This is a genomic window from Microcoleus sp. PH2017_28_MFU_U_A, assembly GCF_020738035.1.
GTDB lineage: Bacteria > Cyanobacteriota > Cyanobacteriia > Cyanobacteriales > Microcoleaceae > Microcoleus.
In genome coordinates this window covers 17,298-40,584 of sequence record NZ_JAEQCX010000035.1, presented here as the reverse complement: position 1 = coordinate 40,584, position 23,287 = coordinate 17,298, and the positions used below count along the sequence as shown (strand labels likewise).

The following is a 23,287-nucleotide window of genomic DNA, read 5'->3' as shown; positions in this document are numbered from 1 at the left end:
AATCTAAAATCTCAAATGGTATGAGCATTTTTGCTGTTGAGGGAGCTAGCATCTACTGTTTTTTGCTGGGATTAAACTATTTTGTTTTAAATATGTCCGGGTAATTGTGGCGGTTGTATCCTAAAGAGAAAGTTGTGGAGCTGGTGTTATGGCAAAGATTCTGACGATCGCAGATAGTGTGACTTGGGAAGTCGTCCAAGAGTTACTGGAAAAGGAGGGACATCAGGTAAAAGTCGCTTCCGACGGCAAAGATGGTTTTGACATGGCGAGGGAATTATCTCCGGATGTGATAATTTGCGATGGGACTTTGCCTCAAATTCACTGGTTGGAGGTGTGCCGGCTGGTGAAAGCCGATAGAGAATTGAGTACAGGGTATTTTCTGCTGCTGACAACACCCGAGCAATTTGCCGAAGTTCAAGAATTGGACGCGCTGGTGGACGATTTTCTGTTGAAACCGATAGTGAAGCAAGAATTGTTGGGGAGGCTGCGGGCGGGATTGCGCGAGCGCGAGTTGAGGCTGGAGTTGGCACGAACTCAGCAAGAATTGCAACTGTCGCGCGATCGATCGCTGGAAAGTGAAAAAATGTCCAACTTGGGGGAATTAGTGTCTGGTATTGCCCACGAAATTAACAACCCAATTACTTTTATTTACAGCAATCTCACCCACGTCCAAAGTTACGCTACCGATTTAATTGAACTACTGCGATTGTATCAAAAACAGCTCGTCAATCCTGACGCGGAAATTATGCAAAAACAGCAAGATATGGATGTGGAATTCCTGCTCGACGACTTGTTGAAAATTGTGAGTTCCATGCGTACCGGGAGCGATCGCATCCGCCAAATAATCTTGTCGGTACAGGATTTTTCCCGCAGCGATCGCTCTGGCTGGCAGTTATTCGATATTTCCGACGGTTTAGAAAACACTTTGTTGTTGTTGCAGCACCGCTTGCCGGCCCGCGATGGCAGGCGGGATATCAAGGTGATGAAGGAATACGGAAATTTGCCGCAAGTTGAGTGTTACGCGGGTCAGCTCAATCAAGCTTTTCTGAATATTATCAATCATGCGATCGATGCTTTAGAAGAGTCGAGTCAAGAGTTGGATGAGTCGGAATCGGTCAAATTTAGACCTGTAATTTTGATTAGCACTCAGGTAATCGATGCTCAGCGGATTGCTATTGAGATTGCTGATAACGGCATGGCAATCAGCGAAGAGATTGCAGCGGAAAATTCGGACAATTTTTTGATGGGGAAACCTGCGGAATACAGCAGCACCTTGGGGATTGCTGTCAGCTATCGGATAATTGTAGAGCAGCATAAAGGAGAGTTAAAGTATTTTTCGGAACCGGGTAAAGGTACTAAGTTTCGGATAGAAATCCCGCTCAGGCACAGTTAATTAATGGGAGGTTAATCTTTAGGTACGTAGTTGCGCTTCAGCGCTCTTTGTTTATATAGATAAGAGCGCTAAAGCGCAACAACGTACCTTATTTTTCGTGAGATATTGTGGCGAATCCGCCCCAAGCGATGGGTGCATCTCACCGTTGAAGAGGGCGAAGCATGACCGCATATAAGTTATTAGTTATAATCCCATATTGACTGCGGTCATGCTTCGCCCCTACAAACATATTTGCCAAAACCAGATGCACCATTTATATTTATATAATAGTAGATTTAAATGATTTGTAAGATGCTGTTTCTCTGGATCAAGAGCCTGCTCTGCGGTTAGTTGTAAAAACTCCGATCAACCGCCAGACCCGGAAATTGAGAAACTACTTCGATATCAAATATTGGAAAATGTAAAATTTTGTATAGAAATTACCCAAGTTTCCGAAAGATAGACGATAGTTGATATTCAAGAGACTTCAATCGTCAACAAAAACAAGTTTAAATTAGGTAATAAAATGGTAGTAGCAGCACCTGTTCAATCCGGCAGTCAGTCGATTTTTCAAGCTCGTTATGACAACTTTATTGGCGGTAAGTGGGTAGCACCGGTGAAGGGGAAATACTCGGAAAACCTTTCTCCAATTACCGGAAAATCAATTTGTCAAATTCCCCGATCGAGCGCGGAGGATGTAGAATTGGCACTAGATGCTGCCCACGCCGCGAAAGACAAGTGGGGTAAGACTTCCCCCGCAGACAGGGCACGGGTTTTGCACAAAATTGCCGATCGCATCGAAGAAAACCTCGATCGCCTCGCCATCGCCGAAACCTGGGACAACGGTAAACCAATTCGCGAAACCAGACTAGCAGACATCCCACTGGCGATCGACCATTTCCGCTACTTCGCAAGCTGCATCCGGGCCCAAGAAGGGTCGATCGGCGAACTCGACGAAAACACCGTCGCCTACCACTTCCACGAACCCCTAGGCGTCATCGGACAAATCATCCCCTGGAACTTCCCAATCCTCATGGCTGCGTGGAAACTCGCCCCAGCCCTCGCCGCCGGAAACTGCGTTGTCCTCAAACCCGCAGGGCCAACCCCCGCATCCATCCTAGTATTGATGGAAATCATCGCCGACTTAGTACCGGATGGCGTCATCAACGTCGTCAACGGGCCCGGCGCCGAAATCGGCAAAACCCTCGCCACCAGCCCCCGGATTGCGAAAGTAGCCTTCACCGGTGAAACAACCACGGGCCGGCTGATCATGCAGTACGCCTCCCAAAACGTCATCCCCGTCACCCTAGAATTAGGCGGAAAATCGCCCAACATTTTCTTTGAGGATGTCTGCGCCCAAGATGACGATTTTCTGGACAAAGCAGTCGAAGGCTTTGTGATGTTTGCTTTCAACCAAGGCGAAGTTTGCACTTGTCCTTCGCGGGCGTTAATTCAAGAGTCAATTTACGATCGATTCATGGAAAAGGCGATCGATCGCATCCGCCAAATCAAACAAGACAACCCCCTAGATCCAACAACCGCCCTCGGCGCGCAAGTCTCCGTCAACCAGATGGAAAAAATCGCCGAATACGTCAAAATCGGGCGTGAAGAAGGCGCAGAATGCCTGATTGGCGGCGAAAGAAAAATCTTATCCGGCGACTTACAAGACGGCTATTATTTCCAGCCGACAGTCTTCAAAGGAAACAACAAAATGCGAATTTTCCAAGAAGAAATCTTCGGCCCAGTATTAGCAGTCACCACCTTCAAAGACGAAGCCCAAGCCTTAGAAATTGCCAACGATACGTTGTACGGTTTAGGCGCCGGAGTTTGGACGCGCGACATCAACACCGCCTACCGCATGGGCCGCGCCATTCAAGCAGGCCGCGTGTGGACAAACTGCTATCATTTGTATCCCGCCCACGCAGCCTTCGGCGGCTACAAATCATCGGGTATCGGCCGCGAAAACCACAAAATGATGCTCGATCACTACCAACAAACCAAGAACTTATTAGTCAGCTACAGCCCGAAAGCATTAGGCTTCTTCTAAAAAGGTACGTAGTTGCGCTTCAGCGCTCTTAGATTATCTAAAAAAAGAGCGCCAAATCGCAACAACCAAGAACTTCTTCTAAAAGGTACGTAGTTGCGCTTCAGCGCTCTTATCCATATACAAACAAGAGCGCTAAAGCGCAACAACGTACTTAATTACCATACAATAATTTCTCCCATGGAAACAATCCCCAAAGTCACAGCCACAGAAGCCGCCTTAAAACTAATAGAATACCTCAAAACCCAGCACGGAGAATTGATGTTTCACCAATCCGGCGGCTGCTGCGACGGTAGTTCTCCCATGTGCTATCCCAACGGGGAATTAATCGTCGGCGATGGCGATGTATTGCTGGGAAAACTAGACGGTTGTCCCTTTTATATTGCAGCACAGCAATACGAACATTGGCAGCACACGCAGTTAATCCTAGACGTAGTACAGGGGCCCGGAGGCAGCGATTTTTCCCTGGAAGGGCCGGAGGGAGAGCGTTTTATTACTCGTTCTCGCTTGTTTATCAATGTTGATTAATTGTATTTTGCCTCTTGTTTGGACTAAAGAAATTTTATTTGTATTGAACCGCAGAAGGCGCAGAAAACGCAGAGATAGGACTTACGAGAGCAGTCAGAAACCGGGTTTTTTACGAATATCCTTCGCCGCAGCTACAAAATTTAGGAAAAAACCCGGTTTCTTGGGCCTTGATGCGTAAGTCCTAAGAGAAAGAGAACAGAGAGATATCTTATAGATGTTGACAATCTAGGCGTTTTTTGCTAGATGTACTTTGTCTAAGGCAAGCGCGTTTCTTTAATAAATGAGATGCCATCAAAAATACTGTTTTTAAAGGCTTGAGTGCTGCGAACTCGGTGATTTTCGCTGAGTAATGTCATTGTTTCCATAAAGGTAATAAGGACGTTATCTTCAGTTTTATTTGCCCGAAAGCATACTGTTTCCTGGCCTGCATCCCAGGCGATCGCCGAAAAATCAGAATAACTGCTAGAATACAGTTTCAGAATCCGTTCTTCAAACTCTCCTTGAAAATTAAGCTGAACGCGAGAACCGTCTGAAAATTCATAATTGTTAACTTGTTGGTAGTGACTTCCTTGAATCCAGATGGTAAAATTACCGAAAAAGCTGCGAGAAAAATGTCCGCGAGTATCGGTCTTGATGTATTCTCCTTGCCAAGTACCAATATGACGGGTAAAAATTTCAGGTACTTTCTCCAAATCTGGAGAACTTACAGGGGTTACTGTATTTTCACGAATTACAGGATTGTTACTCATTATTTCCTCTCCAGTTTTTCTCGACACCTGATTTGCTTAAGACTGACGGAAAAATCAAGTTAATTTCATCATTAAACCACCCAGAGTTTGTTGATCTGTACTGCATTTAATTAAATTGTAAATTTCAATTTCATCTCCCCCTCTCCCCCTCTCCCCCTCTCTCTTTCTTAACGACGGCCAACTTTTTGACTAATTTCTCGGCTGCTGCGTTGATATTCGTGGACAATTGGGAGTCTTTCAGTTTGGAAGTTTTCCAGGGCTTCGGGAATATTTGCACTATTTGCGAGATGTTTTGCTAAATACAAACCATCTTCCCAACCGGAAGTCATTCCTCTGGCGCGTGTGGAACTTTTGGCGTGGGCTGCATCTCCAATTAAGATAACACGACCATCGTAGATTTTCGGTAGGGGGTCAATGTCATAGGAAAAACGACAGACAATATTTTCTAAAGGCGTTGATTCTATAAGTTTTCGGGCATCTTCTGGGAGTTTTGCTAGTTCTTCGGGAGGAATGGTAATATTGGTAGGTTGCAGTTTCCCGATTTCAGATTCAGTGCGCTCTTTTTCAATAAAGAAGCCCCAATGAGTGCGACCTCCACCGATGTGAAAGAAGTTGGCATAAATTCCCCGACCCCGTACATAAACAAAAAAGTTTCCTTCGGGACAGAAGCTGTTATCTTCGACTATTCCCCGCCAGACGACATCGCCTAAATAAAATAGTTCTACGTTAGGAACTATAAATTGACGGACTTTTGAGACAATGCCATCGGCACCAATTAATAGATCGCCTTCCCATTTTGTGCCATCTTTAAAGTGGGCGATCGCACTGTGCTCGGTTTGGGCGATCGATGCCAATTCTGCATTAAAATGAATACACTCGGGGGGTAACTCGTCAAGGATTGCTTCTAATATAGCTTTGCGGTGTACCAGCATTGCTGGGACTTCGTTTTCTTCGTAGGTGACTGGCTCGGAATTGATGACACCGCCGCGCAGGTTGCGAAACTCGAATAATTTAACTCGATCGCCCGAGTTGATGATTTTTTCGGTAATTTGAGCGTTGCCTTGATGCAGTGCTTCCATACCTGCTTGCACGATCAGAATACCACAGCCATCGGTACGCGGATAGGGTGCTTTTTCAAACAAGTCAACTTTAAACCCTTGTTGAATCAGCAAAATTGCCAGATAAGCTCCTGATGTTCCTGCGCCGATAATACCTATCCTGGTCTGGGACGGAACCATTTGTGCTGCTCCTGATTTTAAGATTGCGATCGCTCCTCAACCAATATTATTATTACATAAAATAAGATTTGGGCTAGGTCTGGATGGGCGATCCTCTTTGAGGGCTTTGCTAACGAGCTTTTGGTGATAGCGACTGGTTTCAAGCAGCAGTTAAAATCAGTATCGGAAGTGATGCAGGATTAATAATTAATATTATGTCAGATCTAACGACCATATTGGTTTGTAGTGAGGACTTTAGTCCGCATCAAAGAGAGGACTGAAGTCCTCACTACGAACCGTTACTGATTGTGGTCAATTGACCGGACATAATATAATGGGTGAGTTGAAAATTATCGCACTCACAACTTAAGGCTGGTTTAAGCTTTAGGAGTGGTAATTAAAGCCAATTCAATTTTGTCATCAGGCTTTTGAGTGACTTTTGCGTCCAAACCAGGACCAAAAAATTTAGCTATTTTTTCTTGCTTTTCTTCCCAAAGTGCGATCGGCAGCAGCGGCGAATAAAACTCTAGAATTAAAGCATAAGCACCGTCAATATCAACTTCCCGCAAGCTTTGGAGGAGGGGGCGTTCCTCGTCAGTCGGGGCCATTCCCAAGCGTTCCAGAGCGTCATCTAAGTGGGCGGGTTGGCCGTAACGAAATCGGGTGATATCTTTGCGGACTTGGTTTTGAGTATCCGTGGCCTGACTTTCTCTCAACAGGAGAACTTCAGGAGAAGTCGGTTCGGTGAACTCCACTGGCTCGAGTTCGGCTGCTTTCAGGGCCAAACCTCCCAGCAAAAGGGGAATTCCATAAAAAAAACCGGCTAGGTTGAGGGTAGCTTGGTCGGTGAAGTAGGCATAGAACCCGACTACTGCTAAAATACCGCCCACCACTAAGGCTAGGCTTGCTAAAGAAATTTTACGTAACATATTAGTGAGGTAAGTAGCTGGAATCAACAATATACTTTAATTATTATCGGGCAAGAAGTCTGGAATAAATTTAGTTTTTTTGCCAAAATACCGGTCAAAACTGCTAGCATCTATGAGAGCGGGTTCTCTGTGCATCCACAATCTTGTCTCTAGCTTCAAAAAAATATCCCGCTTTCCCTCGCCGCGGCGCCACCGATAAATATCCGGTTAATTGGACGCCGTTGGTTCCAGAAGGTAATCGAGATCGGCAGTATCATCAAAGTATAGAGAGCGGCGATCGCGATCGACGCTCTTGCCGACGCCAGTTTTCCGCTCTGTCATCTGCAATTAAACAGTTTTAAAGTCACTGAAACAGTGTTGCAGGTCTAACAAGCCTTTATAACCAGGTCGAGGCGAACATTACCCCGCAAGGGAGAAAGGATACAACTGTATCGACCTTGGAGGGGCAACCATACCCCTCTAACCCCGAAAGGGGATTCAAGGCGGTTGAAACCGCGCCCGTCGTTTTCCTCTCAGGTCTAAAGACTTGCTCGTTTCCCACTTACCGAATATTTTTTATGATTAAAGACGAAGACAAACAGACTGCGGTCGCCAACAAGTCTGTTCTAGACCAGATTAACTCGCTCAAACGCGAAGATGAAAGGCTTTATAATATTTTAGCGATCGATGTCTGGGCCCTAGCCAAGACAATGGATGAATATCAACCGGGATTTTGGGCTGCGTTCATGAAAAACCGCGAGAAGGCCCTGAAGCGATTTTTAGCTGAAATGATGAAAAATAAACCCGCAGATAGCAAACGTCCGCCTTTCCTGCGCTAAAGTTTTGATGTACAATCAAACTATAACACAGACTCAAAAAAACCAGATCGCGCTCATCACTTCTATATAAAAATAGTAAAGGATTGGCGCCGAAAGGCACGTCGGTGAATTAAGAATTCTCGTCTGTTCGCAGGGGGGAAAGTCAAATATTTTTGTTAATACTAGCCAAGGCAAAAAACAATGGATGTACAGACAATCAAAGAGCGCGTAGCAGAAATCGAAGTCAAGCGGGAATCCCTCGTGCGGCTGTTAGATCGATCGGACTTGGGAGCTCTGAGAATTGATGTCAGTCAGGCGATCGAGGAAATTGATGATTTGTTAGAAGAATTTAAGCGCACTTTTGACAGTTGACAGTTGGCAGTTGACAGTTGGCAGTTGGCAGTTGTTAGTATTTGTAGGGTGTGTCGCTATCGATAGTATCCAAAAAAGATGAAAAATCGAGCGGGCGACGCACCAGCGACAATAATATTTGAGAAAACAACCTCAACCTCAATCGTTGTAGCAGCAATGATTTGTTGAATTGCTATTACTTATCGCGCCTTTGATTTGCATATTTCGGTGGGTTAAAAACTTTGTGGGGTGGGCATCTTGCCCGCCCTAAAAGTTAAAATTAAATGCAGTACAGCTTAATAACTAACAATAACTGACCACGACTAACTGCAAAATTTGACCGCTGTCAACTGTCAACTATCAACTATCAACTGACTAATTCATCGCCATATCCATCAAAATCTGCTGAGAGTTAACCTCCGGGTTATTAGCAGGTGGCCGCCGCTGAGAATAGTGTCCCCCAGGCTGCAAATCCCAAGCTTGACGGTTGTCCGCCAGCATCACACCGAGAATTTCTTGCAATTCCATTACTATAGTCGGATCTTCGACTTGGACGATCGCCTCAACCCGCCTGCTAAGATTGCGCTGCATCCAGTCAGCAGAACCAATATACACCTCTTCGCTGCCACGGTTGAAAAAATAAAACATCCGCGAATGCTCTAAAAAGCGGCCGATAATACTGATAACTCTGATATTGTCGCTAACACCCTCAACGCCCGGACGCAAACAGCAAATCCCGCGAATAATCAAATCAATTTTAACTCCCGCTTGCGAAGCTTCGTACAAAGCAACAATAATTTGAGGGTCAACTAAAGCATTCATTTTAGCGACAATCCGGCCGCAGCTACGAGTGCCGCTTTCCGCATTCAAGCGACATTCGTCGGCCTCGCGGCGGATTAATGCTAAAAAACGATCGCGCATATTGACAGGCGCCACCAACAATTTACGATAAGATAGCTGTCGCGAATAACCGGTTAAATAATTAAACAAATCTGTCAAATCTGCACCCAAATCCTCGCGACAACTCAACAAACCGACATCCGTATACAGTCCGGCTGTTTTGGGATTGTAATTTCCCGTGCCGATGTGGACGTAGCGGCGAATACATTTGTCCTCGCGGCGCACTACCATCACAACCTTAGTGTGGGTTTTGAGTCCCACCAAACCGTAAACGACGTGGACTCCTGCTTGTTCTAACTTGCGCGCCCAATTAATGTTATTTTCTTCATCAAACCGGGCTTTGAGCTCTACTAAAACAGCTACTTGCTTGCCGTTTTCCGCTGCTTGAATTAAGGCGCTGACGATCGGCGAATCACCAGAAGTGCGGTATAAAGTCATCTTAATCGCTAACACCGAGCGATCGTTCGCCGCCTCAGTAATAAACCGCTGGACAGTCGCTGCAAACGAGTGATAGGGATGGTGTAGCATGATATCCCCTCGACGGATGACCGTAAAAATATCCTCACCATCCTCAACATCCAACATCGATTTGCCTAAAATCATTGGCGATTCCGAATTCCGCAAGCGCGGCGGCACCACCGGAGTCCAAGGCGGGTCTTTGAGTTCCGGCACAGGCAGCCCCACAAAAGACATCAAATCCTTGAGGCCTAACAGCCCCTCCACCGCGTAAACATCCTGCTCGCCGAGATCCAACTCATCCATCAGCATATCTCGCAGCGCAAGCGGCATAATCGCTGGAATTTCCATCCGTACCGCAGAACCTGTAAACCGGCGCTTGCGGAGTTCCTGTTCGATCGCCAGCAGCAAATCATCTGCCTCATCTTCCTCGACAGTCAAATCGGAATTGCGAGTAATCCGAAACGGGTGATATTCCTGAATATCCATCCCCGGAAACAAAGCCTCTAAATTGTGGGCGATTACCTGCTCTAAAGGTACGCCCGTCCACACAGGAGTTTTGCCCCTTTGCTGCCACTGCAAATGGGCCGGTAAGGGCAAAAATCTCGGCAAAACCTGCGGTACTTTAACCCGCGCAAACAATTCCTCGCGGGTGTCGGGATCTCTGACAACTACTGCTAAATTGAGGCTGAGATTGGAGAGGAATGGGAATGGGTGGCTGGGGTCAACTGCTAGGGGAGTGAGTACGGGAAATACTTGTTCTTTGAAGTAACGGTGCAAGTAATTTCGTTGTTCTTGATTGAGGTCAATGTAGTCGAGAATGTGGATGCCGCTTGCTGCTAATTTGGGCCGCAGAGTTTGGTCAAAATAGGCGTGTTGCTGAGTTACCATCGGCAAAAGCCGCTTGTTGATGGCATCTAGCTGTTGTTGGGGCGTGCTACCATCGGAGGTTAATTTGGTGACTTTTGCTTCTACTTGCTGTCTGAGGGCCGCCACTCGCACCATGAAGTATTCGTCTAGGTTTGAGCTAAAAATAGCGAGGAATTTGAGTCTTTCTAGGAGGGGCGTGCGGGGATCTAGGGCTTCGTGGAGCACGCGGTTGTTGAATTCTAACCAGCTTTGTTCTCGGTTGAAGTAGTATTGAGGGTCGCTGAGGTTGATTTCGGTGTAGGTTTTGGCTGGGGTCTTTTTTGGCTTGGACATGGTTTGCGGGAGTCTTGCGGGGAGGCTCGATTGTATCTTTACCATTAGTATTGCAGTAGTATCGCGGTAGTGGGGCGGTTGCGGGCGATTGAAATCGCGTGTTGATAGAGTAACGGGCGATTGAAATCGCACGCCAGAGAGACAAAACCCGAACGAGCGAGGGGTTGGAGAAATTAAAACTCTTGTGGGGCGATGCTCCTAGCCCGCTCCGGAGTAGCGGGCGATTGAAATCGCACGCCAGACAGACAAAACCCGGATGGTGCGCGGGTTGAAGAGAATATGTCATTGCGCGCGAAGCAAAGCAATCGCAGATCCCAGGGAACACCATGACTATCCCAACATCACGCACCAATCCCGCGAATCCAATTCTGCACCGCCTCCAACACATCCTCTCCATCGGCGGCAAAACCTGTTAGCGGCAATTCCAGCGGTGTATCGGTAATCCAGGCGATATGAATACCCATGTGAGTGTCGGCGAGTTTGCGACAGAAAGACGAAAGCGCATCTTCGCAGGGACAGGAGTGCAAAATTAAGGCAATGTGCTGTTTTTGCAGGCGGTTTTTGAGTTGCGGAATTAATCGCTTGAATTCGGGGGCGTTGCGGATGGCGGGGATGTCGGTATCTGCGGGGAAGATTGCTTGATATAGTTGGGTACAGAGCTCTTGGGCGATCGCACTTGCATCGGTTTCGCCTTCTAAGCCGCGAATGTTGAGGGGAACGGGGCAGGTTTTATCGGTGGGTTGGAGTTGTTTGAGGAGTGTGGGGATATCTGTATTTTGTCGGTGGTTGTCCGGTATTGGGGAATTGGTGGGTTGAGTGTGCCATGCTTGATAAAAGTCTGGGTAAGTCATATTTTGGGCACAGACCCAGATAATTGGGTAGCGATCTTTATAGCGATTAAAATCGTTTTCGTAGACTTCGGAATTTAGACAATCTTTCAAACCTGAGAGTGCGAGGACGAAGTGTTTACCTTTGATAATTTCCCCTAAGATATCTGCCGCTTGCCACCGGGCAATGTTATCATCTGAATTTCTGATTAAATCGACTAAAGTGGCGATCGCAACTACGTTATCTTTGCATATTTTCCCTAAGCTTACGGCCGCTCTCCTCTGGGTATTTTTATCCTGAAAAGTACCGATTAAATCGACTAAAGCTGAGATCGCAACTGAGTTATCTTTGTCGATTTTTCCTAAGCTATCTATGGCACTCCTCCAGGTATTATCATCCTCAGAAGTACCAATCAACTCCACTAAACCGGACATAGCAACTGGGTTCGATCCACCTATTTCTGCTAACTCTTTTACTACTTCTATCTGGGTATCTTTATCAATCTGAGAAGTACACATTAACTCCACTAAATGGTAAATCGCGCATTGCCCCCGATCCGTCTCTTTCAGTATGTCCCTTGAACCCTCTGCAATTGGATCAGAATATGTTTGCCACTCTTTCTTCTCCTCATTAAAATAACCAAATCCCCACTTAATAACCTGCGACACAATCTCATCAGCAAAACTACAATCCTTAAACTCAGCAATCCCCGCAGCCGCTAGAAAATACGCACGATATTCATAAAATTCACCACACCCATCCTCAAACTCAACCAACGCCTTAATAAACCCTTCCTTCTCCTCCTTCCCTACCTCCTCACGCCCCAACCACAGCAAAATAACCTCCTTCCACTGCTTCTCAAAAATCCGGTAAACCCTAGTAGGGGCGGTGTCCCCGTGCCCGCCCTCTGGGGGAATATGATTCAAGAAAAAGTGCCAATCCTCAACCGCCAACGCCGCAAAATATTCCTGAAAAGTCGGATGGTAAAAAGCATAAATCCCTTCCAGCGTCTCCCCATCCCTCGCCACCAAATTCAGCCAACCCAAACGACAAGCTAACTCAAACTGCGATGCACCCATCACCCGATATCCCACACTTTCTCGCAACTGAAACCGCGCAGTTTCATTTAACATCCCAGAAAGTGCCAATTTCCCCAAAGCCGCATTCAAATCCTGCTGCTGAATCCAATTCAAGTGCGGTTTTTTCCACTGATACAAAGTAGTCACAAACCGCCGATAAAGTTTAGCCTTAGTATCCGGCAAATCCCCATCTAAGGATTGCCAAGTGCCGCACAGCAGCGAACATCTCAGGGGATTTTTTACTAAATCTCGAATTCGCTCTTTTCCTGATGCTGCTAATGCTTCCCGTAGCTGTTGAGAAAGCACCCCCCCAGCCCCCCTTGCTAAGGGGGGAGTAAGAGTTTCTCCGGCTTCCCGTAGCTGTTGAGAAAGCACCCCCCCAGCCCCCCTTGCTAAGGGGGGAGCAAGAGTTTCATCTTCTCTTGTCTGCTCCCCATCTTCTCTTGTCCCCCCCCTTACCAAGGGGGGGTTAGGGGGGGTTCCAAACTGGGGGTTAAGGGGGGTTCCAAACCACTTATCGATAAACATTTCCACTTGTTCGGGATAGGAAAACTCCAGAGTGCGATAAGTATCAAAAGTATCCAACGCAGAGCCGATCGCATCCCAGACATTTTGCCGACAACTTAGCACAATTCGCGCCCTTTGAATACAGCCCCCCGTCCTAATTTGCCGCTCAATTTCCGCCAAAGGATTCCCATCTCCCACCGCCATCTCATCCGCCCCATCCAACACCAACCATACGCGATCGGCATTAAATTGTTCTAAAAAATCATCCTTAATATCCGCCGTCGCCTCAGCCTTCCCAACTCTCTTAATTGCCGCCAGCAGCCAATTATCAAATAAATAGGTTTCTAATTCCTTCCCCTGCAAATCCGCCAAGGATACCCAAATTACAATCGCCTCGGAAATGCCCGTCGCTACCCAATTCGCAATCTGTCGCAACAGCGTTGTTTTCCCCGCCCCCGGTTCCCCAATAATTCCTAACCGCTTCCCATTGCTTTTCGGGCTAATTCCTTGCTGGATTACTTGTTCGAGAAACTCGCTATGTTCAAATGTCTGAGTAACTTCTTTTTCCCGATACAAATCCGAACCTTCTTCAGCCCCAAGATTCTCGCGCTTCTCAGTCACTTTGTGCCGTTCCACCAATCCCAGCGGTACATAAACATCATCTATTTGATGGTTGCCAAAAGTTAGCTGATTGCTACTGAGTCGCTGCTGTTCTTTCTCGTCTAAAATCTCCTGACAAATATCCCGCCAGTCAATCGGCACGTAAGCAATCCGGCTCTTTTCAACTATCTCCTCTAGCCAAGCATACATCTCTTGGGTTCTGCTATCAATCCGCGTTAAAGTTTGACCCGTAAAAATCTGAAAAACTTTCTCGTTTTCCTTGATTTCCTGAGCAAAGTATGCAGATACCAAGGCAAATAATTCTTGCTCTAACTTTGTCTTGTAGGGTGCGACATCGCAATTTTCCAGGGCAAGTTCCAGCAGTTTTTGGTTGACTTCTGCTACCCGATTCTGCTTTAACTCATCTGTCGCAGTCAGCAGCAATTCTATTTCATCTAAACCCTCAATCGGAATCCCAGACGGGACTGTTTCTTTATCGACTTTTTCCAATTCAGATTTTAACTGCTTAATCTTCTTATCGAGCCATTCTAAATCTGGACGGTGTTGAGGTAAGTAAATAACGATTCCTTTAGAAGCCCTGCGAGATGGCTCAACCAATTCTTTATGACATTCTGAGGCGATTTGTTGTTGAGCTTTCAAGAAAGAACGTTTCAGCGCTTTTTCTAAATCGTGATTGACTATTTTCCCGTTTCGTGATACTTTTTTGATTCCGGTCAAACAAAGGTGCTTTGCTGCATCATTAACTTGAGTCCCCAATATGGCTTGCCACACGACTGTGAAAAGTCCTCCCAATAACGCAGCATCTAGCATTTGACAGTTCTCCTAATTTCAGGCTCTAGGGGGTTAGTTTGATTGTAGGCGATCGACTTTATTTGCGATCGCACGAGTTGACAGGTGCGTCGCTCGCTCGATTTTTGATGTTTGGCTAAGGATTTTTTGTGGCGACACACCCGAATACTTGATTGTAGGCGATCGACTTTATTTGCGATCGATAGCTTCAGGAATTTGTCTGCTTAACAGTCACCGTCAGTTGAAAACCGAGTGGTAACTGCTCAAAAACCGCTGAAAAAATACAAAAACCGCTGGTAAATCAGTGAATAGGAAGGCTGGAACCACCTAAAATCGTTGGCTATCGTTCAGATTCTCGAAAATCACCAGCGGTTATTGAGTAGTTATATATAAACTCTAATTAAATGTTTTGTATGTAGTCAATAATTCTTCTCCAATATACTAGATTGTGTTAACATAAAGTTTAGATGCGTTCGCCCTGAGTCTAACCCAACGCTCAGTAAATCCACCTGCTAATTCAACGTCAAGTATGGATAGCTAAAAAACTTACTGTATATATATCTTCTTCCTTCTTCCTAATGACGGCAGAACTGATGGGTAATCGGTAATCAATGATGGGTAATCGGGAATTCTATCCGTTACATCCGTTACATCCGTTACATCCGCTGCCGAACTTCCTTCTTCCTTCTTCTTACAATGCCCAATTTTAGATACTCGTCGCTGATAAACGCCACCGTTGAAACAGTCTGGAACTTTTACGAAAGGCCGGATATTCTGCAAGTGTTGACTCCGCCTTGGCAACCGGTGAAAATCATCCGCCGCGAAGGGGGACTCGATGTGGGTGCTGTGTCAGAATTTCGGCTGTTATTGGGGCCGATTCCAGTAAAATGGGTGGCGACTCATACTGAATGCGAACAATATCGCTTGTTTGTTGACGAACAAACTGAGGGGCCGATGGCACGTTGGACTCACCGACACGAGTTTACTACAGAAAATGGTCAGACCCGATTGACGGATGCGATCGCATTTTCGATACCGGGCGGTCCGATTGTCGATTTGCTGTTAGGTTGGTGGGTAGAAATGCGGTTAACTGATATGTTTCGCTACCGCCACGAAGTCACTAAGCGAGAGTGCGAAAAAAATGTAAATAATGGCTGAAAAATTTCATGCAGATATAGTATAATTGATGGACTTGGAAGCTGCTGCTTCGACGAAAGCCCGAAAAATTCCGCAGTCGGGGAGACTTTTTGGGGACATTTCTGGATGCCACTGAACTGCTACCATCCAAGGGTGATATTTGTATTCGATTGCTTCTATTAAACCGTCGGGGGCTCGTGCTACAATTTGCCAGCCGGGAATCATTGTTTGCACTGCTTGATGGTGCCAGGAAACGACGTTTGTAGAGGTAGTTCCCATGATTTTTGCTAGCCGGCTGTCGGGGTCTATTTTAATGATATGCTCGATCGCACGAATCGGGTTTTCTTGTCGGTGATTCACCTCCTCTCCGTAAGCATCCGGTACGTGCACGACCAAATTCCCGCCGCTGGCTACATTCAGGACTTGCATTCCGCGACAAATCCCCAACACGGGTATGTCAGCCCTCAAAGCTAGCTTAGCTAAGCTTAACTCAAAATTGTCGCGTTCTGCGTTAACCGAGTAAACCGTGCGATCGACAAAACCGCCATAAAGTTCTGGATTGATATCTCCACCACCTGAAAAAATCAAACCATCTACGGCATCAAAAATACTAGCCGGATCTAATTGATTGGGAGGCAGTAAAATTGGAATACCACCTGCTGCCTGCACTGCATCAATATATGCTCCGTTGAGGCAATATTCGCCTGCTTGACTGCGACAGTAAGTTGTGATACCAACGATGGGATGTTTTTTCATTTTTTAGAGAGTGGGAGATAATTATTTACATTAGTTCTAGGATATTCTAGTATTATCAATAAGTTTTTCTTGCACGGGCTAGAAGCCCATGCCAGGCTAGAAGCCCATGCCACCAGAAAATTTACTGATTGTGGAACAGGCATCTTGCCTGTTTTTTGCACGGGCTAGAAGCCCATGCCACCAGAAAATTTACGGGCTAGAAGCCCATGCCACCAGAAAATTTACTGATTGTGGAACAGGCATCTTGCCTGTTTTTTGCACGGGCTGGAAGCCCATGCTACAAGAAAATTTACTCATTGTGGAACAGGCATCTTGCCTGTTTCTTCCATTATTACGCTCAATTCCTAGATTAAACTGAGCATTTCCTGCACTGCTGTCTAATTTGTAACAATTTTAGGATTATTTTCAGGCAGCGGTGGGCGGGTACACAGATAAGCCAATGGCCCGAACAGTGGCACTAATGTTACTGCCCAAAATGCTGTAGAATTTAGCACTCCTCGGCGCGCCATATCGTCGGTTAATAAAGCAGGAAATAGCAGGGAAAGCAGACAAAAGTCTAAACTCATCACGTGGATAAAACGGCTGGTTTGCCACTGCCCAACAAAATCAGACCAATCGCCTTTTGTCAAGCCAAAAGCAACCAACGCAGCAGCGCCTAATGTTAGGACAATCCCAGTAAAACGGGAGTCTAATATTTTTAAGAAAATATTTTTAGTGCCAGAAAATTCTGGATTCGGTTCGCGCAGGGCTAAATAAGGGAGCAAGGCAAATGCACCGACGCCAAATGATAAAGTTGCAAAAATCCATGCTCGTATTTTCTGCCCTCTGCCGTCGGCAAATAAGACGCAACTGTAAATCAGCGGCCAGACTCCCATGATGTTAAACAAAGCTACAATTAAAGGGTTGATGCCTGCTATTTTGCCTGTGGAAAGGTTGGTAATTAGTGTGATGGTGTCGGGGTTGTCGGGTGGCGCAAATACAAAGGCGTAGGTGCTGAATATAATCCAAAGCAGAGCAAATCCAATTTTTCTAGACATATATTCCTTCTCAGAATCGAAAATCGACTCAACCTTCTAAAAATCATCATCGGAGCCCTCATCGGAGCTCTCATCGCTGCGGACAAGTTCCGAAGGAGGCCTGTCATTACTCCAAGCCCACCACACGGCGCCGCACTGGCAGCGGTAAAATTCTTGCCACTTGCGGCGGTTGGACTCGGTGTATACTGGCGATCGACGATTAATCCAGACCTCATGGGCATCCGTGCAGCTAGCAGCGCACTTGGGACAGCAAAACTCAGTAGCGTGAACCGCCGCCGCAGTCCATTCGGGAGGATGTGGAGCAAAAGCTTCCATGTGTTGCGTGTTTCTATCTAAACTGCTGTTAAGTAGGCAAATCAAGGGTTGCTAAAGATCCGTAGAGCTCGCAACGGCATAAGTTATGACATAAGTACGCTGTTGAGTGCGTAATTCCTATGACAGTTATTTTTTTGGCATTTGCCGTCCGATGAATAGTATAACTGATGTGGTGTAAGCCGTCGATCGGCATTCTCAGCTATTTCAAGGACTAGGCTCATGTCTATCTACAACTTTATCTCTTTTCTGGGCATCTTTGGCTTGTGTGCGATCGCCTGGATTTTTTCAGAAAACCGCCAAGTTCGCTATATACCTTGGCGCGTCATCATCTGGGGCATTGGCCTGCAATTAGTATTAGGATTTTTAGTATTCCAGTTCGAGCCAACTCGCATCGCCCTAGAGTGGTTTACCAGCTTGCTGAATGGAGTATTCACTGCTGCTGACTTTGGGGCGAGATTTGTATTCAGCAAAAACTTTGTACCGCTACCGCCGCTGCCCGGTGATAAACCGTCAGTTATTGATTTAGGACAGATTTTCGCCTTTCGAACATTGCCAACTGTCATCTTTTTCTCGGGATTAATGGCACTGCTAGAGAACATAGGTGTCATTCAAATCATCACCAATTTTTTCGCCAAAATTTTTTACTTGACAATGCGCTTGAGCGGCGCGGAAGCTCTTAGCGGTGCCGCTAATATTTTTGTAGGAATAGAAGCGGCAATTGTCGTCAAACCCTATCTGGCACAAATGACCCGTTCCGAACTTTGTGCTATTTTATCTTGCTGTTTTGGAACCGCTGCATCATCAATTTTAGCAATTTACGTCAGTGCCCTCAAACCTGTTTTCCCAAATATTTTAGGGCATTTAGTTTCAGCCTCAATTATTGCAATTCCCGCTTGTTTTGTCATCTCAAAAATCGTAGTTCCCGAAACCGAAGTACCGCTGACAATGGGCGGTATTCCCAAAGAAAAACCGAAGGCGCAAGGGCGCGATTTGGTGGGCGAAGAAATAGGCGAAAACGATGGCGAAATGCCCAAACAAGAAACAGTGGGTGGAGATCTGATCGAGCGCGTCAGCCCTTTAGATGCAGCAATTACCGGCGCTTTAGACGGTGTAAAAATGGCAGTGGCGATCGTGGCTGTTTTGATTTTGATTCTTGGCTTGGTTTCCTTAGTAAATCAAAGTTTTGAAGCCTTAGCTAGCTTGCAGTCTTCAGAGAATCTACTGTTGCAGATGATCGGCAATTTTTTTAGTTTTATCACCCTGCAAAACATTCAAGGAGCCTTATTTTATCCGCTAACTTTGTTAACCGGAGTTCCCTTTGAGGATTCTTGGACAGCATCAGTCATCATCGGACGGCGGTTGTTAGAAACGGCGATTCCACCTTATCAAACCTTAGCAGAAGTGGCGGCAAAAGGACTGATTAGCGATCGCACAGTATTAATTGTCAGTTACGCCCTTTCCGGTTTCGCCCACTTAGCCTCCGTCGGCATATTTGTCGGCGGTACAATCGCCCTAATTCCTTCTCGGCGCAAAGACATTTCCGAACTCGGTTGGAAAGCCTTATTTGTCGGCACCTTAGCTACAATGATGATTGCCTGCATCGCCGGATTATTTGACACCGGAGACTCCAGCATTTTAGGCACTAAGACACCGCCTACTGCCCCGATTAGCGCTCCTGCTTCGCCGAAGTCGGGCGCATCTCCCGCCGCAAGTCCGAAGCCGTCAGTTGCCCCAACAATTGCCAGCCCGAAGCCTTTGCCGAAGGGTGAAAAAGCTGCTCCGAAAGCTCAAGAATCTCCTAAATCTGAATCGAAGAAAACGCCTTATCAAAAAGGTGAGGTATGACTGACAGGTTATATAACCACTGAAACCAAGAGGGCCCAAGCCCAACAACGTACCTCATCTTTCTGAGAACCGCTATAATATCTTATAAGGACTTGTATGGGCGGGTCAACCAACAATATTTGTCAATTATTGACAATCTTTAAAACCCGCCCTCACTCACTTTATTATATATGTATGAAAGAGCGCCCAAGCGCAACAACGTACTTAAAAATTAACCTTTATTTTGTGCCTATGGCGTAAGTAATGTTACAGTTATATTTTCGTATTGGAGCGAAATCAAAGTTGATGTAGTTTATTGGTTGTGTGGGGGCGGGTTTATGTAGGTTATTGATGGGAGTTAAATATTGTTGGTGAACCCGCCCCTTGTATCTTAAAAGAGTCAGGCGATCAAACCGTAGACCGCAGGCTATAGAACCGAAGACACGGTTGTAATCAAACCGCAGACACGGTTGTAACTGAATCCTAACACGAGTAAATATAAAGAAACCATTAAAGTTTCTTGCCTATAGGTACAAATGACAGTAGAAAGTGTTGTGATCGGACATCAGAAATTGGTGAAGTTGGCCCGCCCCTTAGACACTCACAAGTCTGTTGCGTAGATAAGCTCCCATGACTGATGACAGGCGCATATAAAAAACTGGACAGTATCTTAGGCGCTCGTTTTCACGGGACAGCCTGCATTTATAAGGTTAGTTAAATTGCCTGTCATGTTCTTTCATACAAACAGGGAGCTTGGAGCAAACAATGACACCGACATTTTTAGGCATAGATATCAGTAAAAAAGACTTTCATGTTTTTTTACTGAAAGAAGAACGTGGCTCAAAACCCAAAAAGTTCACGAATAATACCGAAGGGTTTGAGAGCTTAAATCAGTGGCTCAAAAAACAAGGTGTTGAAGAACTTCATGCTTGTATGGAAGCCACGAGCAATTAGGTCGATGCCCTAGCTGAGTTTCTGTATGAAGCAGGCTACCAGGTGAGTGTGGTTAATCCGGCTCGGATTAAAGGGTTTGCTAAAAGCGAACTTTTACGTACCAAAACTGACTCTGTAGATGCAGCATTGATTGCTCGTTTTTGTGCGGCGATTAAACCGTCATTTTGGAAGCCAACTCCGCTCGAAGTCAAGGATTTACAAGCTTTATTGCGACGACTAGAATCTTTAACCGAGATGTATCAACAGGAAGAGAATCGTTTGGAAACAGCTACAGAAACCGTAGCTAAACTTACGAAAGCTCATTTGGAATACATTAAAGAACAACAAGCCGAAATCAAAAAAATGATTAGCGATCATTTTGACCAACATCCGCATTTAAAACAGCAGCGCGAGCTGTTGACTTCGATTCCAGGTATTGGAGAACAGACGGCTGCTGTATTGTTAGCTGAAGTTGGTCGGATTGAAGATTATAAGAATGCTCGTCAACTGGCAGCTTATGCAGGTTTAACTCCCTGTGAGCGTAGCTCAGGAACTTCTGTACATGGCAAAACTCGTTTATCTTGTACCGGAAATGTCCGACTGCGAAAGGCTTTGTATATGCCTGCTGTGGTGGCGATGCGTTGTAATCCCTTACTCAAAGCTATGACTGAGCGATTATTGGGTCGTGGAAAGGTCAAAATGCAGGTGATTGGCGCTCTGATGAGGAAGTTGGTGCATTTGGCTTTTGGTATTTTAAAGTCCCAAAAGCCTTTCGATCCAACTTATTTACTTGCTACCCCTTGACAGATCAAGACAGTATCTACGAGTCTCTGATAGATAAGATTGTTTTTTTTGCAATTACCAATTATCGATTACCAATTATCCCAAAAATCTATGAATCCAGAACCAGAAATTCGCCGCCTGTTAGATGTGATGCCGGCCTCCGGCCGCATGATGAGTAAAATTATTAATAAGCCTCAACAATCGACGGTAATTGATTGCGATTTTCCTTTACCTTGGCATCAATCTCGCCCGATTTATATTAATTTTGATTTGTGGCGCCTGCTATCTAAGCCGCAGCGGGATTTACTGCTATTGCGTACTGTAAGTTTTCTGGGCAATTTCAAGTGGTTTAAGCCGGATATTTATCAAGGGGCGGCTGTGGCGGGTATTCTCGGCACTGTTGTAGAATTGTTGCAGGGAGATGCGATCGGAATTGCGATCGCCGGTGGGTTGACGGGGCTGGCGATGACTCGAATTTGGCGCGACAACCGCAGTTCGCAAGTAGAGCTAGATGCCGACGAAACGGCTATTCGGGTGGCGGGAAGGCGCGGTTACAGTGAATCTGAGGCGGCGGGACATCTGCTGGGTGCGATCGAATCTGTGGCGCAGATAGAACAGCGTACTTTGGATTTTAACGAGTTGATTCGGTGTCAAAATTTAAGGGCGATATCGGGTATTTCGGCGGTGGGCGTGCCCGATAGCGTCAGACAGGATTGAAAAAAACATCGAAAGTACGCGCGAGCGAAGCTATCCCGTAGGGAATCGCCCGTACTGCAAAAAAACATCGCTATTCAACCAAATTAGCCTTAACAGACAAAGATTCCAGAAACTTAACTGCCTCATCCAGCATAGCTGCTGGTAATTTCTCAACAATTGCGATCGCCCTTTGACGAGTTTCTAGATTAACTGCTTATGTCGCAGGTTTAACTGACAAAACTTGCACTTTCATCGTCTTAATCAGCTTCAGTAACGTACTTATTTTAAGCGAAAGCGCGATCGCCCGATCGACCTCCTATGACTCCTCCTCATCTACCCACCGACTGAGATAATCCGGCAACTCATCAAAAGATACCCCCACCAAACGGCAAAAATCCCGGCAGTGCCGTGTATCGGTGCGAAAACTTGAATTATGTTTCACCTGAATTGTTAGCATCTTGCATTTATTAACGTTTGTTTATAATTGTTTTTGCTTTTAATTCGCCTATTTTAAGCGCCTATTTTAAGCGCTTATTTTGAACCTTTACTTGATTAAATTACATTATGTAAAAACGCACTCTCAAAGTTAATTCTCGATGTAACATAACGTCATTGCCAACAGGATATTGTTGCCGCTAGTTCTGCGGCGTATCGATAAAAAATCATGAATTAGGACGCAGATTTATTGCAGTAGCTCGATCCTCTATCGCGCTCGCACTCGCGTGCAATTCTGTCACTTTCCTGTGGGCAAACATACCCAATTTAGAATACAGCCATGAACACCCCAGAAACTACGAATTCCTGGATTATTTACCGACTGCTGCCCAACTTTCAGCGCTTACCCATCGGACAATTTCGCAGCCGCAGCGAAGCAGAATCTTCCCTGAAAGTCATCCGACAACTGCTACCCAATACCGACTTAATACTTGCTTTCGAGATTGGCGCCGAAAGTCCAATCACCGAACTCATTGGGCCCCCTGCTAAGGAACCAAACTTGCCCAATTCAGTTAACCGAGAACTCTTGAAACTGTTCATTATCAGTTCTCGCCCTGTTGTTTCCCGCGTCATTCATTCTTTTCACCGCGATAATTTTGCTTGCGCTACTGACTGGAGTCCGTTTGTTCCGACTCAAAATCGAGGTGAAGTGATGAGCGTCTTAATTAAGTATTTTGCCGCTGACTCTTAGCGTTCGATCGAACATTCCTGATTGTACTGCAAAGCGCTCTTTCCTCATATTATTAAGAGCGCTGAAGCGCAACAACGTACCTAATTTTAAAACTGCGCTGCCTAGTTGGAGCGCTGAAGCGCAACAACGTACCTAATTTTAAAACTGCGCTGCCTAGTTGGGCTTGGGCGCTTTTTCCTGATATTATTAAGAGCGCTGAAGCGCAACTACGTACCTAATTTTAAAACTGCGCTGCCTAGTTGGGCTTGGG

Annotated in this window: 21 protein-coding genes; 11 read left to right on the top strand and 10 right to left on the bottom strand. The window is 45.8% G+C overall.

Features of this window, described 5'->3' with window-relative positions; all coding sequences use genetic code 11:
* Nucleotides 1-148 precede the first annotated feature (148 nt).
* From JGK14_RS06460 to JGK14_RS06450, 3 genes are all read left to right on the top strand, one after another.
* A complete protein-coding gene (locus tag JGK14_RS06460; protein WP_325314867.1) occupies nucleotides 149-1,393 on the top strand; it encodes a hybrid sensor histidine kinase/response regulator in 1,245 nt (414 codons plus the stop codon).
* Nucleotides 1,394-1,898: 505 nt separating this feature from the next.
* On the top strand, nucleotides 1,899-3,419 hold the full coding sequence (gene exaC / locus JGK14_RS06455) for an acetaldehyde dehydrogenase ExaC (protein WP_293195661.1): 1,521 nt from the start codon (nucleotides 1,899-1,901) through the stop codon (nucleotides 3,417-3,419).
* Nucleotides 3,420-3,596: 177 nt separating this feature from the next.
* Entirely contained in the window at nucleotides 3,597-3,944 is a 348-nt protein-coding gene (locus JGK14_RS06450; protein WP_293211534.1) for a DUF779 domain-containing protein, read from the top strand.
* A 254-nt stretch (nucleotides 3,945-4,198) separates the two neighbouring features.
* Here the strand turns inward: JGK14_RS06450 and JGK14_RS06445 are convergent, their stop codons facing one another.
* The 3 genes from JGK14_RS06445 to JGK14_RS06435 form a co-directional block, all read right to left on the bottom strand.
* A complete protein-coding gene (locus JGK14_RS06445; protein ID WP_293174490.1) occupies nucleotides 4,199-4,693 on the bottom strand; it encodes a hypothetical protein in 495 nt (164 codons plus the stop codon).
* A gap of 167 nt (nucleotides 4,694-4,860) precedes the next feature.
* On the bottom strand, nucleotides 4,861-5,931 hold the full coding sequence (locus JGK14_RS06440) for an FAD-dependent monooxygenase (protein ID WP_293195659.1): 1,071 nt from the start codon (nucleotides 5,929-5,931) through the stop codon (nucleotides 4,861-4,863).
* 356 nt (nucleotides 5,932-6,287) lie between these two features.
* The gene (locus JGK14_RS06435; protein WP_293174484.1) at nucleotides 6,288-6,839 is read right to left on the bottom strand and encodes a DUF2854 domain-containing protein; all 552 of its coding nucleotides are present in this window, start codon (nucleotides 6,837-6,839) and stop codon (nucleotides 6,288-6,290) included.
* Between the two features lie 557 nt (nucleotides 6,840-7,396).
* On the opposite strand from JGK14_RS06435, the gene JGK14_RS06430 reads away from it, so the two are divergent.
* A complete protein-coding gene (locus JGK14_RS06430; RefSeq protein WP_293174481.1) occupies nucleotides 7,397-7,657 on the top strand; it encodes a hypothetical protein in 261 nt (86 codons plus the stop codon).
* A gap of 180 nt (nucleotides 7,658-7,837) precedes the next feature.
* A complete protein-coding gene (locus tag JGK14_RS06425; protein ID WP_293149374.1) occupies nucleotides 7,838-8,008 on the top strand; it encodes a hypothetical protein in 171 nt (56 codons plus the stop codon).
* 354 nt (nucleotides 8,009-8,362) lie between these two features.
* Here JGK14_RS06425 and ppk1 read toward each other — a convergent pair whose 3' ends face one another.
* From ppk1 to JGK14_RS06410, 3 genes are all read right to left on the bottom strand, one after another.
* Nucleotides 8,363-10,546, bottom strand: a complete 2,184-nt coding sequence (gene ppk1, locus JGK14_RS06420) for a polyphosphate kinase 1 (protein ID WP_293223513.1) — start codon at nucleotides 10,544-10,546, stop codon at nucleotides 8,363-8,365.
* Nucleotides 10,547-10,887: 341 nt separating this feature from the next.
* On the bottom strand, nucleotides 10,888-14,391 hold the full coding sequence (locus JGK14_RS06415; RefSeq protein ID WP_325314866.1) for an NACHT domain-containing protein: 3,504 nt from the start codon (nucleotides 14,389-14,391) through the stop codon (nucleotides 10,888-10,890).
* Entirely contained in the window at nucleotides 14,385-14,531 is a 147-nt protein-coding gene (locus tag JGK14_RS06410) for a hypothetical protein (protein ID WP_293216398.1), read from the bottom strand. Before JGK14_RS06410 ends, JGK14_RS06415 begins: the two co-directional genes overlap by 7 nt.
* Before the next feature lie 535 nt (nucleotides 14,532-15,066).
* Between JGK14_RS06410 and JGK14_RS06405 the strand changes: the two genes are divergently transcribed.
* Nucleotides 15,067-15,528 (top strand): SRPBCC family protein, encoded by a 462-nt coding sequence (locus JGK14_RS06405; protein WP_293216400.1) that lies wholly within the window; start codon nucleotides 15,067-15,069, stop codon nucleotides 15,526-15,528.
* Nucleotides 15,529-15,534: 6 nt separating this feature from the next.
* Here the strand turns inward: JGK14_RS06405 and JGK14_RS06400 are convergent, their stop codons facing one another.
* From JGK14_RS06400 to JGK14_RS06390, 3 genes are all read right to left on the bottom strand, one after another.
* A complete protein-coding gene (locus JGK14_RS06400) occupies nucleotides 15,535-16,263 on the bottom strand; it encodes a gamma-glutamyl-gamma-aminobutyrate hydrolase family protein (protein WP_293216402.1) in 729 nt (242 codons plus the stop codon).
* 377 nt (nucleotides 16,264-16,640) lie between these two features.
* A complete protein-coding gene (locus tag JGK14_RS06395) occupies nucleotides 16,641-17,300 on the bottom strand; it encodes a DUF2834 domain-containing protein (RefSeq protein WP_293312537.1) in 660 nt (219 codons plus the stop codon).
* Nucleotides 17,301-17,336: 36 nt separating this feature from the next.
* On the bottom strand, nucleotides 17,337-17,615 hold the full coding sequence (locus JGK14_RS06390; protein WP_293195650.1) for a hypothetical protein: 279 nt from the start codon (nucleotides 17,613-17,615) through the stop codon (nucleotides 17,337-17,339).
* Nucleotides 17,616-17,834: 219 nt separating this feature from the next.
* On the opposite strand from JGK14_RS06390, the gene JGK14_RS06385 reads away from it, so the two are divergent.
* From JGK14_RS06385 to JGK14_RS06370, 4 genes are all read left to right on the top strand, one after another.
* The gene (locus JGK14_RS06385) at nucleotides 17,835-19,460 is read left to right on the top strand and encodes a nucleoside transporter C-terminal domain-containing protein (protein WP_325314865.1); all 1,626 of its coding nucleotides are present in this window, start codon (nucleotides 17,835-17,837) and stop codon (nucleotides 19,458-19,460) included.
* A gap of 744 nt (nucleotides 19,461-20,204) precedes the next feature.
* A complete protein-coding gene (locus JGK14_RS06380; protein ID WP_325314864.1) occupies nucleotides 20,205-20,393 on the top strand; it encodes an IS110 family transposase in 189 nt (62 codons plus the stop codon).
* Nucleotides 20,394-20,414: 21 nt separating this feature from the next.
* Complete coding sequence (locus tag JGK14_RS06375) at nucleotides 20,415-21,176, top strand: transposase (protein WP_325314887.1); 762 nt, start codon at nucleotides 20,415-20,417, stop codon at nucleotides 21,174-21,176.
* A gap of 90 nt (nucleotides 21,177-21,266) precedes the next feature.
* Nucleotides 21,267-21,872, top strand: a complete 606-nt coding sequence (locus JGK14_RS06370; RefSeq protein WP_293174457.1) for a DUF3318 domain-containing protein — start codon at nucleotides 21,267-21,269, stop codon at nucleotides 21,870-21,872.
* A gap of 295 nt (nucleotides 21,873-22,167) precedes the next feature.
* Here JGK14_RS06370 and JGK14_RS06365 read toward each other — a convergent pair whose 3' ends face one another.
* Entirely contained in the window at nucleotides 22,168-22,308 is a 141-nt protein-coding gene (locus JGK14_RS06365) for a hypothetical protein (RefSeq protein ID WP_293203553.1), read from the bottom strand.
* 318 nt (nucleotides 22,309-22,626) lie between these two features.
* On the opposite strand from JGK14_RS06365, the gene JGK14_RS06360 reads away from it, so the two are divergent.
* On the top strand, nucleotides 22,627-23,037 hold the full coding sequence (locus JGK14_RS06360; protein ID WP_293174454.1) for a hypothetical protein: 411 nt from the start codon (nucleotides 22,627-22,629) through the stop codon (nucleotides 23,035-23,037).
* The last annotated feature ends 250 nt before the right edge of the window (nucleotides 23,038-23,287 follow it).

Excerpts from the sequence above, each read along its gene's own strand:
- JGK14_RS06430 (WP_293174481.1), top strand. The coding sequence starts at position 7,397 with ATGATTAAAGACGAAGACAAACAGACTGCGGTCGCCAACAAGTCTGTT.
- JGK14_RS06400 (WP_293216402.1), bottom strand. The coding sequence starts at position 16,263 with ATGAAAAAACATCCCATCGTTGGTATCACAACTTACTGTCGCAGTCAA.
- JGK14_RS06395 (WP_293312537.1), bottom strand. The coding sequence starts at position 17,300 with ATGTCTAGAAAAATTGGATTTGCTCTGCTTTGGATTATATTCAGCACC.
- JGK14_RS06370 (WP_293174457.1), top strand. The coding sequence starts at position 21,267 with ATGAATCCAGAACCAGAAATTCGCCGCCTGTTAGATGTGATGCCGGCC.
- JGK14_RS06365 (WP_293203553.1), bottom strand. The coding sequence starts at position 22,308 with ATGCTAACAATTCAGGTGAAACATAATTCAAGTTTTCGCACCGATACA.
- JGK14_RS06440 (WP_293195659.1), bottom strand. The coding sequence starts at position 5,931 with ATGGTTCCGTCCCAGACCAGGATAGGTATTATCGGCGCAGGAACATCA.
- JGK14_RS06405 (WP_293216400.1), top strand. The coding sequence starts at position 15,067 with ATGCCCAATTTTAGATACTCGTCGCTGATAAACGCCACCGTTGAAACA.
- exaC (WP_293195661.1), top strand. The coding sequence starts at position 1,899 with ATGGTAGTAGCAGCACCTGTTCAATCCGGCAGTCAGTCGATTTTTCAA.
- JGK14_RS06390 (WP_293195650.1), bottom strand. The coding sequence starts at position 17,615 with ATGGAAGCTTTTGCTCCACATCCTCCCGAATGGACTGCGGCGGCGGTT.
- JGK14_RS06435 (WP_293174484.1), bottom strand. The coding sequence starts at position 6,839 with ATGTTACGTAAAATTTCTTTAGCAAGCCTAGCCTTAGTGGTGGGCGGT.
- JGK14_RS06380 (WP_325314864.1), top strand. The coding sequence starts at position 20,205 with ATGACACCGACATTTTTAGGCATAGATATCAGTAAAAAAGACTTTCAT.
- JGK14_RS06385 (WP_325314865.1), top strand. The coding sequence starts at position 17,835 with ATGTCTATCTACAACTTTATCTCTTTTCTGGGCATCTTTGGCTTGTGT.
- JGK14_RS06415 (WP_325314866.1), bottom strand. The coding sequence starts at position 14,391 with ATGCTAGATGCTGCGTTATTGGGAGGACTTTTCACAGTCGTGTGGCAA.
- JGK14_RS06425 (WP_293149374.1), top strand. The coding sequence starts at position 7,838 with ATGGATGTACAGACAATCAAAGAGCGCGTAGCAGAAATCGAAGTCAAG.
- JGK14_RS06445 (WP_293174490.1), bottom strand. The coding sequence starts at position 4,693 with ATGAGTAACAATCCTGTAATTCGTGAAAATACAGTAACCCCTGTAAGT.
- JGK14_RS06460 (WP_325314867.1), top strand. The coding sequence starts at position 149 with ATGGCAAAGATTCTGACGATCGCAGATAGTGTGACTTGGGAAGTCGTC.
- JGK14_RS06360 (WP_293174454.1), top strand. The coding sequence starts at position 22,627 with ATGAACACCCCAGAAACTACGAATTCCTGGATTATTTACCGACTGCTG.
- ppk1 (WP_293223513.1), bottom strand. The coding sequence starts at position 10,546 with ATGTCCAAGCCAAAAAAGACCCCAGCCAAAACCTACACCGAAATCAAC.
- JGK14_RS06450 (WP_293211534.1), top strand. The coding sequence starts at position 3,597 with ATGGAAACAATCCCCAAAGTCACAGCCACAGAAGCCGCCTTAAAACTA.